A 16,427-nucleotide genomic window follows, 5' to 3' on the forward strand; every position below is an offset into this window, starting at 1 on the left:
GGACGAGCGCGCGTGCGTCACGTTGACGCGCGATTAGCCGGCGCTCAGATGGAGAAGGAAATCCGCGCTGCGGCACGACAGACATAAACGCAGAACGCGCACAGATTCCGCGCCTCGCTATGCGAAGCGCACGGACGTACATCGACATTGCACGCATCTGTCCGATGCGCGAGCCCCGATGCTGCAATGCACACATCAACCGTTACTTCGGGTCGCACGACTTGCGTTGTTCGTCGAAGAACGCGCGAACGTGCTCGGGCAGTTCCGCGCTCAGAAATTCGACGCCTGCCGGTTCCGGATCCGGGCTCGAGACCTTGTCGGGGGTCGGAATCTTCGGCGGTTTGGTGTCCATGATGTTTTCTCCTTTACGAAAACATTATCTTCCCTGGCATGCACGTCGGACCAGCGCTGCCGCACACAGCCGACGTTTTGGCGCGCCCCCTGTTGCTTTAACGGCACAGGGTCCCAGGCATTGAAGCGCCTTGTTTAAAATTTAACGATTGCCTTATTGCAGTACGTCTAAACACTGTCCTTCGGCCGCTGCTATACTGCGCGCTCACTTTTTCAGGTAGCGATGGCACGCCCGACACGCTGGATCAGTCTCGTATGGCTGGCGCTGGTACTCAACGTACTGTCGCCCGTCATCGGCTATGCGCGTGCTCCCGGCTCGCAAGGCCCGCTCTCCATCGAGCTCTGTCATGCGGCCGGTGCGAAGAACGTCGTCATCGATCTCGGCGATTCGCACGACAGCACGCCGAAGCCGCACCTCGTTGTTCCCCACTGCGTCTACTGTCCCGGCTTCGCTGCGAACTTCGCACTTGGCGCCAGTGTCCCGTTCGTTCCGCCTCCCGTCCGTGCGCTTGCTTACGCGCGCGCCGTTGAGCCTGAGGTTGTCTTTGTGCGCCGCAGCGTACGCGTCGCACAACCCCGCGCCCCTCCCGTCACGTCGATCTGAAGCCCTTTCAGCCCGTTCGTTCGCCTGCGTCTGACGTCGCCATGACATAGCGGGCGGCGAGCCGCCGTGCGTGCCTTTACTCCAGGTTTCCCGCTTGCCGCATCAGCGATGCGGCAAGCAGCGTGGGCATGGGCATCTGCGTCGGCAGGGCGTCTTCGATCACGTTTTCAGGACTCTTCATGCGCATCGCTTACGCTGCGCTGTCCGCACGCACGCCGCTTTCGGTGGCTTGCGCGGCAGTGTTCGCCATTCAATCTGCATGGGCCGATCAAAGTACGACCGATCGTGCCACCCCGGATACTTCGGTCTCCCATTCTTCTGTAACGAGCGATTCCACCCATTCGTTGACGGAACCCGCCGGCACGCTGCAAGCCGTCAAGGTCACGGCCGCGCGAGCCGCGCCCGCGTTTGCGCCTGATACGCCGGGCATCGTCGAAACCGTCACGCGCGAGCAGATCGACGCGCGCAACATCGTCAATACGGAAGACGCGCTCAAGTACGCGCCGAACGTCATGGTGCGCAAGCGCTTTACGGGCGACCGGAACTCGGTGTTCGCGGGCCGCGACTTCAACGAGCTGCAGAGCGCGCGCGGCCTCGTCTATGCCGACGGGTTGCTGCTGTCGAATCTGCTCGGTTCGAGCTATGCCTACCCGCCGCGCTGGTCGCTGATCGCGCCCGACGACCTCGCCGAGGTCGAGGTGCTGTACGGGCCGTTCTCGGCGCTCTATCCGGGCAACTCGATCGGCTCGACGGTACAGATCACGACGCGCAAGCCCGAGAAGCTCGAAGCGTCGCTGGACACGCAGCTTTTCACGCAGCATTACGATGACCCGTATGGCTTCACGAAAAGCTTCGGCGGCAATCACGAATCGGCGCATATCGCCGATCGCATCGGCCGCTTCTGGTACTCGCTGACGCTCGACCGTCTCGAGAACAACAGCCAGCCGCTCCAGTACGCGAGCCCGGGCAGCACGCACAACGCGAAGCTCGGCGCACCCGTCGCGGTGACAGGCGCGGCAACGGATACCGGCCCGAACGGCCAGCCCCGCGTGATCGTCGGTCCGCAGACGATGGAGCGCACGGAGCAGGTCGGCGAATCCGTACGCATGGGCTACGGGCTGACCGACCACGTCGACGCGACGCTCACGCTCGGCCACTGGGAAAACCACTACAAGGACCGCGCGCAAACCTTCCTGATGGACGCCGCCGGCAACCCCGTCTATGCGGGCAACGTGACGATCGGCGGGAAGAATTACACGATCGCGCCGACGGCGTTTTCGCCCGCCAACGGCGATCAGGAGAACTGGCTCTACGCGTTCGGCGTGAACGCGCGGCTCGATTCGGGCTGGAAGCTGTCGGGCATCGTATCGGCGTACGACGTGTCGCGCGACGTGCTGCGCTCGTCGACGACAGCGCCGCCCGCTGCCTATGGCGGCGGCCCCGGCACGATCTTCTTCGGCGACGGCACCGGCTGGCGGACCCTCGATCTGAAAGCGGAATCGCCGTCGTACGCGGGCCACGCGCTGGCTGTCGGCTATCACTTCGACAACTACTTCCTGCGCAATGAGACCTTCAACACATCCGACTGGCTGAACGGTTCTCCATCGACGCTCGCCAGCACGTTTCGCGGCGACACGCGCACCCAGGCGCTCTATGGGCAGGACGCGTGGCGTTTCGCGCCCGGCTGGCTCGCAACGCTCGGCCTGCGCTACGAGCGCTGGGACGCATACGACGGCGCGCTCGGCAACGGCGCGTCGACGTTCGGGTACGCGAACCGCAGCGCGAACGCGCTGTCGCCGAAAGCGTCGGTGCAATGGCAGGCCACGCAAGACTGGCTGTTCCGCCTGTCGTTTGCGACGGGCACGCGCTTTCCGACCGTCGGCGAGCTGTTCCAGGGCACGATCTCGAACAATGCGATCGTCAACAACAATCCGGGCTTGCGACCTGAGAAGGCGATCGACTGGGACTTCACGGCGGAGCGCGACGTCGGCGTGGGTGTCGTACGGGCGAGCGTGTTCCAGAGCGACCTGCGCGATTCGATCTACAGCCAGACGACGGTCAACGGCGCATCGACGGTCACGAACATCTCGAACGTCGATCGCGTGCGCGCGCGTGGCGTCGAGCTGGCGTTCTCGGGGCAGAACGTGTTGCTGCACGGGCTCGATCTCGACGCGAACGTTTCGGCGACCAACGCGCGCATTCTGGCCGACTCGGCGAATCCGTCGTATCTGGGCAAGCGCTTTCCGCGCATTCCCGTGATGCGCGCGAATCTGCTCGCCAACTACCACTTCAACCCGCAATGGCAGGGCAGCGTCGGGATACGTTATTCGGGCCGCCAGTACAACACGCTCGACAACAGCGACATCAATCCCGACGTCTATGGCGGCACCAGTTCGTTTTTGGTCGTCGATCTGAAGGCGCGTTACCAGATGGGCAAGCACTGGCTCGCGTCGATCGGCATCGACAACCTGACGGACCGCCGCTACTACGTCTTTCACCCGTATCCGGGCCGCACGTTCTACGGAGAACTCAAATGGTCGCTTTAAGAAAATGGCCGGCGGCGCTGGCCGCCGGCTTCTCGCTGATGCTAACGATGCAGCCGTCGATCGCGCATGACGCTTCGAACGATCCGCACGCGGGGCATGCGAAGCAGATGGACATGGCGGACATGAAGGGCATGAGCGGCACGGGATCGGGCGCAGGCGCGAAAGCCGCGAGCGCAGCCAAAGCGCCGCTCGCAACGGGGGCCGCGTTCGATGCTCAGCATCGCCTGTGGGTGGCGTGGGTCGAGGGGCAACATGTCGTCGTCGCGCATTCGAGCCGCGCCGATAAAGACGCCGATAAAGCGGGTCCCGCGCTGTCGCCGCCCGTCGTTGTGAACGCGATGCCAGAGCCGATCTATACGAGCGCCGAGAACCGTCCGAAGATCGCGGCGAGTCCGGACGCGAAGACGATCTACGTCACGTGGTCGATGCCGCTCGACGCGCCGTACACGGGCATGGTGCGCTTCTCGCGCTCGATCGACGGCGGCGCGACGTGGAGCGTGCCCGCCACCGTCCACGGCGACCGGCAGCCGATCACGCATCGCTTCGATTCGATGATCGTCGACGGACAGGGGCGTATTTTCGTCGCGTGGATCGACAAGCGCGATCTGACGGCGGCGAAGAAAGCGGGCAGGTTCTATGACGGCGCGGCCGTCTACTACGCGGTATCGACGGACGGTGGGCAGTCGTTCCAGCCCGAGCGCAAGGTCGCCGACCACACGTGCGAGTGCTGCCGGATCGCACTGGCGCTCGACAACGAAGGCCGCGTACAGGCGATGTGGCGCAACGTGTTCGACGGCCAGATCCGCGATCACGCGCTCGCCGTGCTGCCCGCCGATTCGCGCGAAGCCGTCGTGCCGGTTCGCGCGACATTTTCCGGCTGGCATATGGAAGTGTGCCCCGAGCACGGCCCGGCGCTCGCGATCACGCCGGACGGCGTGCGGCACATGGCGTGGTTCAGCGTCGTCAACGGACGCGCCGACGTCTACTACTCGCGGCTCGACGCGAACGGCAAGCCGATCGGCGAGCCGTGGGCGTTCGGCGACACGGGCAAGCCAGACGATCAGGCGTCGCACGCGGCGCTGATTGCGCAAGGCAAGACGCTGTGGCTCGCGTGGAAGGACTTCGACGGCGACACGATGCGTCTGATGCTGCGCCGTTCCGACGACGAAGGCGCGCACTGGAGCGCGCCGCGCATGCTCGCGCAGACGGCGGGCGGCAGCGACAATCCGCAGTTGCTGGAAAACGCGGGGCGCGTCTATCTGTCGTGGCGCACGCAGAACGACGGCTACATGCTCGTGCCGGCCGGGGAGGGCAATCAATGAAACGAATGTGGATGGCGCTCGCCAGCGCCCTGATTGCTGTCGGCGCGCACGCGGGCGAGCTTGAGCCGCTGCGTGCAGCGGATGTGAACGCGCTTTTCGCTGCGTCGCGAGGCAAGCCGCAGATCGTCGAAATCTGGTCGCTCGATTGCAGCTACTGCCGCGAGAACACCGCTCGGATCGTCGAATGGCAGAAGAAGCATCGCGATGTGCGGCTGACGATGATCGCAATGGACCCCATCGACGACAACACCACTGCGTTATCGCAAGTACTCGCGTCGCTGCCGTTGCCGCCGCAGACCGCGCTCTACGCGAACGCCGAGGCGATCCCCGACAAGCTGCGTCGCGCGCTCGATCCCAACTGGCACGGCGAGATGCCGCGCACGCTGCTGATCGACGCGCACGGCACACGGCAGGCGACGAGCGGGCTGTTGCAGCCTGCCGTGCTCGACACCTGGCATCGGTAATCGGTAGAGCGCGGAGAGCCAGGTTTCAGCGCGGCACGTTTTGCGCGCGCGAGCGGCGGCGCGTATGTCCCGCGCGTGCGGACATCGCCTCGTTCACCGCGTCGCGCATGCACTGCGCAACCAGTTCCGACGCATTCGTGCGCGAGGCGCGCGCCGGCCGCGCAATCACGAGCGGCTGGCGTATGGTCTCTTCGCGAATGGGCCGCTCGATGGCGCCCGTCGATGACGAAACCGGTTCGCTCTGCGTGATCAGCAGCGACACGCCGAGCCCATGCGCGACCATGCTGCGCACGAGTTCGAGCGATGTCGCCCGATAGCGCACCTCGGGCGCGAGCCCGCATTGCCAGAACGGCGCCATCAGAAATTCGCGGCTGTGCGGCAGATCGATGAGGATCAGCGGCTCTTTCGCGAGCTCGTGCAGCGAAAGCTTGCCCGCCTTCTTCGCGAGCTTCGACGCGGCGGGCACGAGCGCGTAGGGCTTCAGTTCCGCGAGACACTCGCGCTCGATATCGGCGGGCAGCCCGACGTCGTACATCAGCGCAAGTTCGATGTGGCTGCTGCGCAATCCTTCTTCGAGCTGCACGAGGTCGCCTTCGACGAACCGTATCGACAGGTCCGGAAAGCGCGTGCGCGCAATGCGCAGCAGCGCGGGCAGATAGACGGGTGCAATCGTGCTGAACACGCCGATCTGCACTTCCCCCGATGCCGCGTCGCCGCTGTCGTCGGCTTCGAACGATGCGGCGGCGTTCAGCAGTTGACGCGCTTCCGCGAGCTTGCGCACGCCGAAGCGCGTCAGCGTCATCTTCGCGCCCGTTTCGCGCGTGAACAGCGTGTCGTCGAACAGCGATTCGAGTTCGCGTATCGCGACGGAAATGGATGGCTGCGAGACGTTCAGCTGTTTCGCCGCGGCTGTCGTGCTGCCTGTTTCCGCCGTCGCCGTGAAATAGCGCAGAAGCCGCAACGAGACACGCATCGGAAAATCCTATAGGTGCTAGTTCAATTCGATATTTTACTTGATAGCCTGTGCGAGCCGAGAATCGACGCATCGAACCTCTGGTGAAAGGAGCCGTCGATGTTCCGTTCGAATCTGCCGCTCGGAGGGCTGCGCGTGATCGATTTCTCACGCGTGCTCGCTGGCCCCTATTGCACGGCGCTGCTCGGCGATCTGGGCGCCGATGTGATCAAGATCGAGCCGCCCGCGGGCGACGACTATCGCGCTGTCGGCCCCTTCACCGAGGACGGCGAGAGCGGTCTGTTCGCCGCGATGAACCGCAACAAGGGAAGCATCGTGCTCGATCTGAAGACGGATGCGGGACGTGAACTTGCGCGCGCGTTGTGCGCCCAGGCCGATGTCGTCGTCGAGAACTTCAGGCCGGGCGTAGCGGACAAGCTCGGCATCGGTTATGCCGCGTTGAGCGATATCAATCCGTCGCTCGTGTATGCAAGCGTGTCGGGCTTCGGTCAAACGGGACCCGAATCGCATCGCCCCGCATACGACATCATCCTGCAAGCGATGTGCGGACTCATGGATGCAACGGGCTCGCCCGACGGGCCGCCGACGATGATCGGCGAATCGGTATCGGACGTCGTCAGCGGTCTCTTCGCGTCGTGGGGCGTGCTCGCGGCACTGCTCGCGCGCGAGCGGAACGGCAAAGGCACGCACGTCGACGTGTCGATGTTCGATGCGACGCTCGGCATGAGCGCGACGCTCGTCGCGCGTTATGCCGCAACGGGAATCGCACCGCGCCGGGTCGGCAATCGTCATCCGTCGTCGGCGCCGTTCGGTGTCTACCGTGCGGCGGACGGCTTCTATGTCGTCGCGGTGTTGAACAACCGCTTGTTCGACGCCTTCGCGCATGCCATCGACGCGCCGCATCTCGCGAGCGATCCGCGCTTCGCCAGCGATGCGTCGCGCTGCATTCACGAAGCCGATCTGCGCGCGACGATCGAAGCGTGGTCGGCGTCGCGCACTGTAGACGAAGTCAATCGCGCGCTCGGTGACGCGGGCATTCCCGTCGCGCCGATCCGCAATCTGCAGGAGGCGCTGGAAAGCGATCACGCGGCCCATCGCGCGCTGTTGACGCAAGTGCAGCGCGAAGGCAAACACGCGGTGCGCCTGCCTTCGCAGCCGGTGAAATTTTCCGCGTACGGGGTCAATCGCGTGTCGCCCGCGCCGGCACTTGGCGAGCATGCCGAAGCGCTGTTGCAGCAACTCGGCTACGACGCCGAGGACATCGCTTCGTTGCGCGAGCGCGGCGCGTTTGGCGCAGATGCATCGAAAGAGCCGAGCGCATTTCGCAACGAGGAGCGTAACCATGCATAAGCGCCTCGGTATCGACGATAGCGATCTGGAGATCGCCGATGCGATCTCGCGTTTCGCACAAGGCGAACTTGCGCCGCGTGCCGCGCAAGTCGATCGCGACGAGCTGTCGACTACGCGCTATGTCGCGCAACTCGCCGAACTCGGCGTGATGGGTATGAATCTGCCCGAACGTTGGGGCGGCGTGGATGCATCTGCGGTCGCGATCGTGCTGTCGCTCGTGGAGATCGCAAAGGCATGCGCATCGACGTCGTCGATGATCGGCGCGCACTATCTCGCGACTGACTCGATCCTGATCAGCGGCGACGATGCCTTGCGCGAGCGCTATCTGCCCGACGCGGCTTCGGGCCGCAAGCTCGGCGCATTCGCGTTGACGGAGCCGCGCGCCGGCTCGAATCCCGCCGACATGGCCACGCGCGCAATACGCGAGGGCGACGGCTATCGGATCACGGGCGTCAAGCACTTTATCTCGAACGCGGACGCCGCAGGCTTTATCGTCGTGTATGCGAAGACGGATGCCGACGCGGGCACGCGTGGCATCAGCGCATTCGTGGTCGATCGGGAAACGCCGGGCGTCGACGTTGCGCCTGCAGAAAAACTGATGGGCATACGCGGTGCACCGGCACATGAAGTGGCGCTCGATTGCCATGTGCCTGCTGCGAATCGACTGGGCGCAGAGGGCAGCGGCTTTCGGACGGCGATGAAAGTGCTCGACAACAGCCGGCTCGATGTCGCTGCAACGAGCATCGGTATTGCAGAGGCGGCGCTGGCGCTTGCCGTCGAATGGCTGAAGACGCGGCACGTCGGCGGTGAGCCTTTATCACACAAGCAAGGCTTGCAATGGACGATCGCCGATATGAAGACGCGTCTCGAAGCCGCATGGCTGCTGACGTTGCAGGCGGCGGCAAAGCGCAGGGCGGGCGAGCCGTTCACGCAGCATGCGTCGATGGCGAAGCTCTACGCATCCGAGATGGCCGCGTTCGTCACCGACGCCGCGTTGCAATTGCATGGCGGCTATGGCTTCACGCGCGAGATGCCGCTGGAGCGGCTCGTGCGCGATGCACGCATTCTGCGCATCTACGAGGGCTCGTCGGAGATACAGCGAACGGTGATTGCACGTTCGGTTTTGACGTGAATGATTCGATGCACTGATTTAATTTGCTTAAACGCAATAGAACTGAACGCGCCTTGTGTTGCGCGAATAATTGTCTATCCTGATTTGAAATGCGCGCATCGCGAAGCAGAGATCCGATGGCCATGCGTTGCTCTAAACATCGGCTGGAGCGCGGGATAATTTCTAACTCGTCAATCATCCATGTGCCGCACGCGTTTGCCGCTTCATCTGTTGTGGCGCGCGGTTTCCTCGGCGCTCAGTTTCGTCTGCGCGCTGCGCTATGACGTCGCGTTTGCCGCATGCGATACCACGGCACCGGCGTCGGGCGAAACCGCGACGTGTAGCTCCGCGTCTCCGAACCCTTCGACGACGCCGGTCGTGGCTTTGCCCGGCAGTGTCAACGTAACGGTGAACGTGCAGGCTGGCGCCGAACTCGACGTCAGCACGGGCAATGCTGTGCTTGTCCGCGATGCGAGCACGGTCACGAATCTCGGCACGCTGAACGTACTGGCCAACGACTTCGATGGCATCTCTGCTCAGGGCACGGGTGCAGGGCGCAATGTGCTCATCAATCGCGGCATGATCTCGACGATTAGCCCGCTATCGGAAGGCATGTTCAACAGCGCAGCCGCCGTGACGATGCTGAACGACACGACGGGCGTCATCCGTACGGGTGGCAACAACGCCGTCGGCATGCACGACTTTCTGAGCCCTGGCGGCGGGACGCTGACCAACAACGGACAGGTATCGACGGCAGGCGACGGCTCATACGGGATGGCCGCGCTCACGCACGACGACACGCTGACCAACAACGGCACGATCGCGACGAGTGGCCCGAACGCGCACGGCATCTTCGCGAACGGCGGCGCGGTGGGTTCGCCCGGCAACAACACGATCACGAACAGCGGCACGATCGCGGTATCCGGCGCGAATGCGCACGGTATTGTCTCGCTGGAGTCGGCGCCGGGTGTCATCACCAATCGAGGTTCGATCACGGCGAGCGGCGGGGGCGGCCTCGGTGCGTTCATCGTCGGCAGCGTGACGTTCAACAACGAGGCGGGCGCCAGCGTGATCAGCCGACAGGCGAACGGCATCATCGCGAATGGCGGCGGCACGTTCACCAACGCGGGCACGATCGAGGCGCTGAGCGACGGCATCACGCTCGGCGGCCCGGCGACCCTGACGAACACAGGGTCCATTGCGAGCACGGCGAGCGCGGCGATCCTGTCGCACGGCACGGGCGCGATAACGATCGTCAACGCCGGCAGTCTCAGCGGCTTGCGAGCCGTCGGTACCGATGCGGGCAACGACGCATTCACGATGACAGCAGGCTCGACGACGGGCGCTGTCGATCTCGGCGATGGCGACAATGCCGCGACGATCAGCGGTGGCGCGGTCGGCCAGGGCATCACGACGGGCAGCGGCGCGGATACATTCGCCTGGTCGGCCGGCACGATCGCGGGTGCCGTGACGCTCGGCGCGGGCAACGACACCGCTACGCTGCAGGGCGTCGCCGACAGCAACCTCGCGAAGCTCATTTCGCTCGATGGCGGACTGGGCAATGACGCGTTGACGCTGTCGAACAGCCGGCTCGGCGGGTCGTCGCGATTCGTCGGCTGGGAGACCGTGAATCTCGCGAACGCCAGCCAGCTGACGCTCGACAAGAGCGGTCTCACGCTCGGCGACAGCGGCACGGCCACGGGCACGCTGAACATCGATTCGACGAGCACGCTGTTCGCAGGCGGGCTCGGTGATCCGCCCGTTTCGCCGGCGGTAGCGGGACAACTCGTCGCCGTCAACAATGCCGGTACGATCGACCTGACGAACGGCGGGTCGAGCACGAGCGATACGCTCGTGATCAACGGCAACTTTGCCGGCATGAACGGACGCCTGCTGTTGCAAAGCCTGCTGGGCAGCGACGGTTCGCCGGCAGACAGGCTCGTCATCTCTCAAGGCGCAGCGACGGGGAGCACGACGATCGGCGTGACGAACGTCGGCGGAGGCGGCGGCGCGACGAACGCGAATGGCATTTTGTTGGTTCAGGCGATCAACGGCGGAACGACGGCCGCGAGCGCATTCACGTTGTCGTCGCCGCTGATGGCGGGCGCGTACGTCTACTATCTGTTCAAGGGCGGTGTCGATGCGGGTACCGCGGACAACTGGTATCTGCGATCCAGTCTTGCCGCGCCTGCGCCTTCGCCGACACCCGCACCTACGCCTACGCCTTCGCCTTCGCCGACTCCCACGCCGTCTCCTTCACCGCAGCCCGCACCAATGCCCGCCGTCGGGACGCCGCCGTTGCCGCCGCCACCACCGCCCGGCTCGCCGCCGACTCCGCTCTATCGGATGGAAGCCCCCGTCTATGCCGCCGTACCCGTGATCGCGCGAGCGCTCGGCGTCGAACAGATGGGCACTTTTCATGAACGGCAAGGCGCGCAGATGCTGTTGAACGAGACGGGCTGGCTGCCCGCGGCGTGGTTGCGCGTATGGGGCGAACATGCGGAAGTGACGAGCGGCGGCACAGTCGAGCCCGGGTTCAGCGGCACGATCGGCGGCGTGCAAGCGGGCCATGACGTGTACGCGGACGGCACGCCCAACGGCCATCGCAATCACTACGGCGTGTTCTTTTCTTTCGTGCGCGCGACGGGCGACGTCAATGGTTTCGCACTGGGCTTTCACGATTTCGCCGCCGGGCATCTGTCGATCAATTCGACGGGAGCGGGCGCGTACTGGACGCATATCGGGCCGGGTGGCTGGTACACGGATGCCGTGATCGTCGGCAGTTCATTGTCCGTATCGCCGTCGTCGAACGAGGGCATTTCGGCATCGACGAACGGCTATGAAATCGGGGCTTCGATCGAAGGCGGCTTCCCGGTTCCGTTGACCGCGAGTCTGAGCGTCGAGCCGCAGATCCAGTTGATCGTGCAGCACGTTGGCCTCGACGATCTCAACGACGGCGTATCGAACGTGTCGTTTCATGCAGCGAACAGCGTTGTCGGACGGATCGGCGCGCGCGTGCAAGGACAGGTCGAGCAGGGCGGCGCCGCGTTCCAGCCTTTCGCCACTGTGAACCTGTGGCGCAACTTCGGCGGCACCGATTACGCGACGCTGGGTCCGACGGCGCTTTCCGTCAGCGATGCGGCGACTGCGCTGCAATTCGATATCGGCGTGGTTGCGAAGGCAAGCAGGCGCGCGAGCGCATTCGCGAGGGTCGCGTACACGATGAATGTGAACGGATCACATCGGAGTGTCGTAGGCGGGAACGTGGGCGTGAGGTGGAGCTGGTGATTCGCGCTGGTGATCCGCTCCGGCAGAAAGATTCCGCGGAAAAGCAAAAAGCCCAGTCACGAGGACTGGGCTTTTTGTTTGAATCTGCTGGTGCCGGAAAGAGGAATCGAACCCCCGACCTTCGCATTACGAATGCGCTGCTCTACCGTCTGAGCTATTCCGGCGCCGTCGTTGCTTGCGTTTTGGACGTCAGCAACGAAGAAGGAAGATTATAGAGTGACGTTTATTAAGTTGGCAAGTGCTTTCTTAACTTTTCTTTTCCAGATGGTAGCGGGTCACGCGATCCACCTCGTTCTTCGAGCCGAGGAACACGGCGACGCGCTCATGCAGGCTCTTCGGCTGGATGTCGAGAATGCGCTTTTCGCCATTGGTCGCGGCGCCGCCCGCCTGCTCGACGATGAACGCCATCGGGTTCGCTTCGTACATCAGACGCAGCTTGCCGGGCTTCGACGGATCGCGCTTGTCTGCGGGATACATGAAGATGCCGCCGCGGCTCAGGATGCGATGCACATCAGCGACCATCGAAGCGACCCAGCGCATGTTGAAGTCGGCCTGGCGCGGACCGTCCTTGCCCGCGTTCAGCTCACCGATGTACTGCTGCACGGGCTCATACCAATGGCGCTGGTTCGACGCGTTGATCGCGTACTCGCGCGTCTCGACGGGGATGCGCAAGTCGCTTTGCGTAAGCACCCACGAGCCCAGCTCGCGATCGAGCGTGAAGCAGTTGACGCCGTTGCCCGTCGTCAGCACGAGCACGCTCTGCGGACCATACACGGCATAACCCGCCGCGACCTGCTGCGTGCCTTTCTGCAGGAACGATTGCTCCGTCGGCTGCTGGCCGTCCGGGCAACGCAACACCGAGAAGATCGTGCCGATCGACACGTTCACGTCGATGTTCGACGAGCCGTCGAGCGGATCGAACACGAGCAGATACTCGCCCCTCGGATAGTTCGCGGGGATCGGGAAGAACTGTTCCATCTCTTCCGACGCCATCCCGGCGAGGTTGCCGCCCCATTCGTTGGCGTCGAGCAGGATCTCGTTCGACAGGATGTCGAGCCTCTTCTGCACTTCGCCCTGGACGTTTTCGCTGCCGGCCGTGCCCAGCGCTTCGCCGAGCGCGCCCTTGCTGACGTGATAGCTGATGGCCTTGCACGCGCGCGCAACGACTTCGATCAACAGACGCAGATCAGCGGGCAGGTTGTTGTTTTCACGCTGCTGCTCGATCAGATACTTGGTGAGAGTGGTACGACGTTGCAAAGACATTGCTGTACTCCGGAGAGGCTTGGGGAATACTTGGGATTTTAACCTTTCGATGTGCGGGTTCCGTGACTTTATGAACTGTCCGGATCTGACGGCGGTTAGCCGCCTGCTTTCGATCGGGTAAATCTGCGGAAGATCGACGGCGCGGCTTTTGCAAGCATGGCATGCCAAGACGCGCGTCGCGAACGGCTCATTGCCGGCTCAAATGTTGAAGCAGGTTAATGAAAAATCGAAGAAGGGGCGAGGCGTGCGCTGTCCCCGATAGAACCACCGCGTCGAACGGGCGAATCCAGGCCGGTTGGCGACAGCAAACGCGGATAAGCGGACAAAAAAAGCCGGCACGTGTGCCGGCTTTTGACTGCCATCGATGGCTAATAAGAATCAGGCCAAAGCTTTCTCGACGATCTCGCGAACGTCGCGCGACTTCGCCTGAGCCGCTACCTTCTCCAGCGCCGCGCGCATCTGCTCGCGCAGTGCGGGCGTGAAGCGCCGCCACAGTTCCAGCGCACGCGCGAGACGGGCCGCGACCTGCGGATTGAGCGCGTCGAGTGCGATCACCTGCTCGGACCAGAACGTGTAGCCCGAGCCGTCTTCCGCGTGGAACTGCGCGGGGTTCGCCGAGCAGAAGCTGAAGATCAGCGAGCGAGCGCGGTTCGGGTTCTTCAGGTTGAACGCGGGATGCATCATCAGCTTGCGCACGATGTCGATCACGGGCCGCCGTTTCGTGCCGCGCTGCATGGCTTGCAGCGCGAACCATTTGTCGATGACGAGCGGTTCGTTCTCGAAGCGGCGATAGAAGTCGTCGAGCGCATCCGCGGCGGCCGCGCCGCCGTTCGATGCCGCGACCGTCAGCAAAGCCGACAGCGCCGACGCGCGATCCGTCATGTTGTCCGCCGCGTCATACTGCGCCTTCCCGAGACGCACGGCATCGGCGGGATCGTCGAGTTCGGCGAGATAGGCGAGCGCCAGATTTTTCAGCGCGCGATGGCCGGCCGCTTTCGGCGTGGGCTCATAGGTGCCCGGCGTCTGATGCCGTTCGTAGACGGCGAGCCAGTCGCCCTTGAGCGCCGATGCGAGGCGCTTTCGCACATACTGCCGCGCGCTATGCACGGCAGCCGGGTTCGACTCGTCCATCTGCTCGGCGAGATACGCCTCCGACGGCAGCATCAGTGCGAGTTCGCGGAACGCCGGCGACAACGTCTCGTCGTTTAGCACGCGGCCGAACGCGGCGACGACGGTATCGTCGAGTTCGAGCGTCTTGCCTGTTGCCGCGCGCTCGGCGAGCGTCAGCAGCTCGCGCGTCGCGAGTCGCTGGCCGGCCTCCCAGCGGTTGAACGGATCGCTGTCATGCGCGAGCAGGAACGCGAGTTCATCGGCCGTGTAGTCGTATTCGACGACGACGGGCGCCGAGAAATTGCGCAGCAGCGACGGCAGCGGCTTTTCGGCGACATCGACGAACGTGAAGGTCTGCTCGGTCTCAGTGAATTCGAGCACGCGAGTAGATTGCGGCGACGCCGATGCTTCGCCTTCGAGGCGCAGCGGCAAGTCCTGGCCGTCCGCGCCGATCAGGCCGATCGCGAACGGTATCAGCAGCGGACCTTTCTGCGTTTCGCGCGCGGCCGGCGACGCGTCGCCGAAGCCTTGCGTGAGCTTCACGGTGTAGCGTTTTTGCGCGGCGTCGTAGTGCGTTGCGACCGTGATGCGCGGCGTGCCCGCCTGGCTGTACCAGCGCTCGAACTGCGCGAGGTCGCGGCCATTCGCGTCGGCCATCGCGTGACGGAAGTCGTCGCATGTCACCGCGTGACCGTCGTGGCGCTTGAAGTACAGATCCATCCCGCGCCGGAAGCCTTCGCGTCCGAACAGCGTCTGATACATCCGCACGACTTCCGAGCCTTTCTCATAGACGGTCATCGTGTAGAAGTTGTTGATCTCGACGTAGCTTTCCGGGCGGACAGGATGGGCCATCGGGCCGGCATCTTCGGCGAACTGCATCTGACGCAGCACGCGCACGTCTTCGATGCGCTTGGTCGCGCGCGCTGCCTGATCCTGGCCGGAGCTGCCGCCGCTTGCCATATCCGCGGAAAACTCCTGGTCGCGAAATACGGTCAGCCCTTCTTTCAGACTCAACTGAAACCAGTCGCGGCACGTGACGCGATTGCCCGTCCAGTTATGGAAGTATTCGTGACCGACGACGGCTTCGATATTCGAAAAGTCCGTATCGGTCGCGGTTTCGGGATTGGCCAGCACGTACTTCGTGTTGAAGATATTGAGGCCCTTGTTTTCCATCGCGCCCATGTTGAAGTCGCTCACGGCGACGATCATGAAGCGGTCCAGATCGAGTTCGAGGCCGAAGCGCTCTTCGTCCCAGCGGATCGAGTGGATCAGCGAATCCATCGCGTGACGCGTCTTGTCGAGATCGTGCGCCTCGACCCACACCTGCAGCAGCTTTTCCTTGCCGGAATTCGTCTTCACGCGTTCTTCGAGCGCGACGAGCTTGCCCGCGACGAGCGCGAACAGATAGCTCGGTTTCCTGAACGGGTCTTCCCAGCGCGCGAAGTGGCGGCCGTCGGGCAGATCGCCCTGTTCGAGCAGATTGCCGTTGGACAGCAGCACCGGGTACGTGGCCTTGTCGGCGCGCATCGTCACCGTGTAGGTGGCCATCACGTCCGGGCGGTCGAGGAACCACGTGATGCGCCGGAAGCCTTCCGCTTCGCACTGCGTGAAGAAGTTGCCGCTCGATACATACAGGCCCGAGAGCGTCGTGTTCGCGGCGGGATTGCAGATGCCCGTCACCGTCAGCTCGAACGAGTCGGGCACGTTGTCGACGGTCAGGCCGTGTTCGTGCGCGTGCACGCCTGCGTAAGGCTTGCCGTCGAGTGACGCCTCGACGAATTCCAGCTGCTCGCCGATCAGCTCGAGGTGCGTGGCGCGTACGGCATCGGGATTGCGACGGATGCGCATCGTATTCCTGACGACGGTGCGCTCGGGCACGAGATCGAATTCGAGTGCGACGGTATCGATGAGAAAGGCGGGCGGCGCGTAGTCGGCGCGGCGGATCACTTGAGGCGTTTCGGTATCGGCCATGGTGTCGTGACGGAAGAAAGCTCGAAGCCGGCGAGCGTCGTGCGCAGGCCGGGCGGGTCGGACCATTGTACAAA

General features: G+C 64.0%; 11 protein-coding genes and 1 tRNA gene. 7 read left to right on the forward strand and 5 right to left on the reverse strand.

Annotated elements, in window-relative coordinates; all coding sequences use genetic code 11:
* Positions 1-202: 202 nt before the first annotated feature.
* On the reverse strand, positions 203-352 hold the full coding sequence (locus BMW76_RS41200) for a hypothetical protein (protein WP_177200428.1): 150 nt from the start codon (positions 350-352) through the stop codon (positions 203-205).
* A gap of 222 nt (positions 353-574) precedes the next feature.
* On the opposite strand from BMW76_RS41200, the gene BMW76_RS19165 reads away from it, so the two are divergent.
* The 4 genes from BMW76_RS19165 to BMW76_RS19180 all read left to right on the forward strand — a co-directional run bounded on the left by BMW76_RS19165 (position 575) and on the right by BMW76_RS19180 (position 5,287).
* Complete coding sequence (locus BMW76_RS19165; RefSeq protein WP_090867831.1) at positions 575-955, forward strand: DUF2946 domain-containing protein; 381 nt, start codon at positions 575-577, stop codon at positions 953-955.
* A 179-nt stretch (positions 956-1,134) separates the two neighbouring features.
* Entirely contained in the window at positions 1,135-3,501 is a 2,367-nt protein-coding gene (locus BMW76_RS19170; RefSeq protein ID WP_090867833.1) for a TonB-dependent receptor, read from the forward strand.
* Positions 3,489-4,823, forward strand: coding sequence for a sialidase family protein (locus BMW76_RS19175; RefSeq protein WP_090867835.1), 1,335 nt, complete (start codon positions 3,489-3,491; stop codon positions 4,821-4,823). Before BMW76_RS19170 ends, BMW76_RS19175 begins: the two co-directional genes overlap by 13 nt.
* Positions 4,820-5,287, forward strand: coding sequence for a TlpA family protein disulfide reductase (locus BMW76_RS19180; protein WP_090867837.1), 468 nt, complete (start codon positions 4,820-4,822; stop codon positions 5,285-5,287). Before BMW76_RS19175 ends, BMW76_RS19180 begins: the two co-directional genes overlap by 4 nt.
* A 25-nt stretch (positions 5,288-5,312) precedes the next feature.
* Here the strand turns inward: BMW76_RS19180 and BMW76_RS19185 are convergent, their stop codons facing one another.
* A complete protein-coding gene (locus BMW76_RS19185; RefSeq protein ID WP_090867839.1) occupies positions 5,313-6,260 on the reverse strand; it encodes a LysR family transcriptional regulator in 948 nt (315 codons plus the stop codon).
* A gap of 99 nt (positions 6,261-6,359) precedes the next feature.
* Between BMW76_RS19185 and BMW76_RS19190 the strand changes: the two genes are divergently transcribed.
* The 3 genes from BMW76_RS19190 to BMW76_RS19200 all read left to right on the forward strand — a co-directional run bounded on the left by BMW76_RS19190 (position 6,360) and on the right by BMW76_RS19200 (position 12,009).
* The gene (locus BMW76_RS19190) at positions 6,360-7,610 is read left to right on the forward strand and encodes a CaiB/BaiF CoA transferase family protein (protein WP_090867842.1); all 1,251 of its coding nucleotides are present in this window, start codon (positions 6,360-6,362) and stop codon (positions 7,608-7,610) included.
* Positions 7,603-8,742, forward strand: coding sequence for an acyl-CoA dehydrogenase family protein (locus BMW76_RS19195; protein WP_090867844.1), 1,140 nt, complete (start codon positions 7,603-7,605; stop codon positions 8,740-8,742). The genes BMW76_RS19190 and BMW76_RS19195 overlap by 8 nt, the downstream gene beginning before the upstream one ends.
* A 357-nt stretch (positions 8,743-9,099) precedes the next feature.
* Positions 9,100-12,009, forward strand: a complete 2,910-nt coding sequence (locus tag BMW76_RS19200; protein ID WP_143062284.1) for an autotransporter family protein — start codon at positions 9,100-9,102, stop codon at positions 12,007-12,009.
* A gap of 88 nt (positions 12,010-12,097) precedes the next feature.
* Here the strand turns inward: BMW76_RS19200 and BMW76_RS19205 are convergent.
* The 3 genes from BMW76_RS19205 to pepN form a co-directional block, all read right to left on the reverse strand.
* Positions 12,098-12,173 (reverse strand) — tRNA-Thr (locus BMW76_RS19205).
* A gap of 82 nt (positions 12,174-12,255) precedes the next feature.
* Positions 12,256-13,272 carry a class 1 fructose-bisphosphatase gene (locus BMW76_RS19210; RefSeq protein ID WP_090867848.1) on the reverse strand — a complete coding sequence of 339 codons (1,017 nt, stop codon included), beginning with the start codon at positions 13,270-13,272 and terminating at the stop codon, positions 12,256-12,258.
* Between the two features lie 378 nt (positions 13,273-13,650).
* A complete protein-coding gene (gene pepN / locus BMW76_RS19215) occupies positions 13,651-16,353 on the reverse strand; it encodes an aminopeptidase N (protein ID WP_090867849.1) in 2,703 nt (900 codons plus the stop codon).
* Between the last annotated feature and the right edge of the window lie 74 nt (positions 16,354-16,427).

Origin of the sequence: Paraburkholderia diazotrophica, assembly GCF_900108945.1 — a bacterium.
Classification (GTDB): Bacteria; Pseudomonadota; Gammaproteobacteria; order Burkholderiales; family Burkholderiaceae; genus Paraburkholderia; species Paraburkholderia diazotrophica.

Bases quoted from the DNA above. Each gene is read 5' to 3' on its own strand.
- BMW76_RS19170 (WP_090867833.1), top strand. From the start codon at position 1,135: ATGCGCATCGCTTACGCTGCGCTGTCCGCACGCACGCCGCTTTCGGTG.
- BMW76_RS19165 (WP_090867831.1), top strand. From the start codon at position 575: ATGGCACGCCCGACACGCTGGATCAGTCTCGTATGGCTGGCGCTGGTA.
- pepN (WP_090867849.1), bottom strand. From the start codon at position 16,353: ATGGCCGATACCGAAACGCCTCAAGTGATCCGCCGCGCCGACTACGCG.
- BMW76_RS19175 (WP_090867835.1), top strand. From the start codon at position 3,489: ATGGTCGCTTTAAGAAAATGGCCGGCGGCGCTGGCCGCCGGCTTCTCG.
- BMW76_RS41200 (WP_177200428.1), bottom strand. From the start codon at position 352: ATGGACACCAAACCGCCGAAGATTCCGACCCCCGACAAGGTCTCGAGC.
- BMW76_RS19190 (WP_090867842.1), top strand. From the start codon at position 6,360: ATGTTCCGTTCGAATCTGCCGCTCGGAGGGCTGCGCGTGATCGATTTC.
- BMW76_RS19195 (WP_090867844.1), top strand. From the start codon at position 7,603: ATGCATAAGCGCCTCGGTATCGACGATAGCGATCTGGAGATCGCCGAT.
- BMW76_RS19185 (WP_090867839.1), bottom strand. From the start codon at position 6,260: ATGCGTGTCTCGTTGCGGCTTCTGCGCTATTTCACGGCGACGGCGGAA.
- BMW76_RS19210 (WP_090867848.1), bottom strand. From the start codon at position 13,272: ATGTCTTTGCAACGTCGTACCACTCTCACCAAGTATCTGATCGAGCAG.
- BMW76_RS19180 (WP_090867837.1), top strand. From the start codon at position 4,820: ATGAAACGAATGTGGATGGCGCTCGCCAGCGCCCTGATTGCTGTCGGC.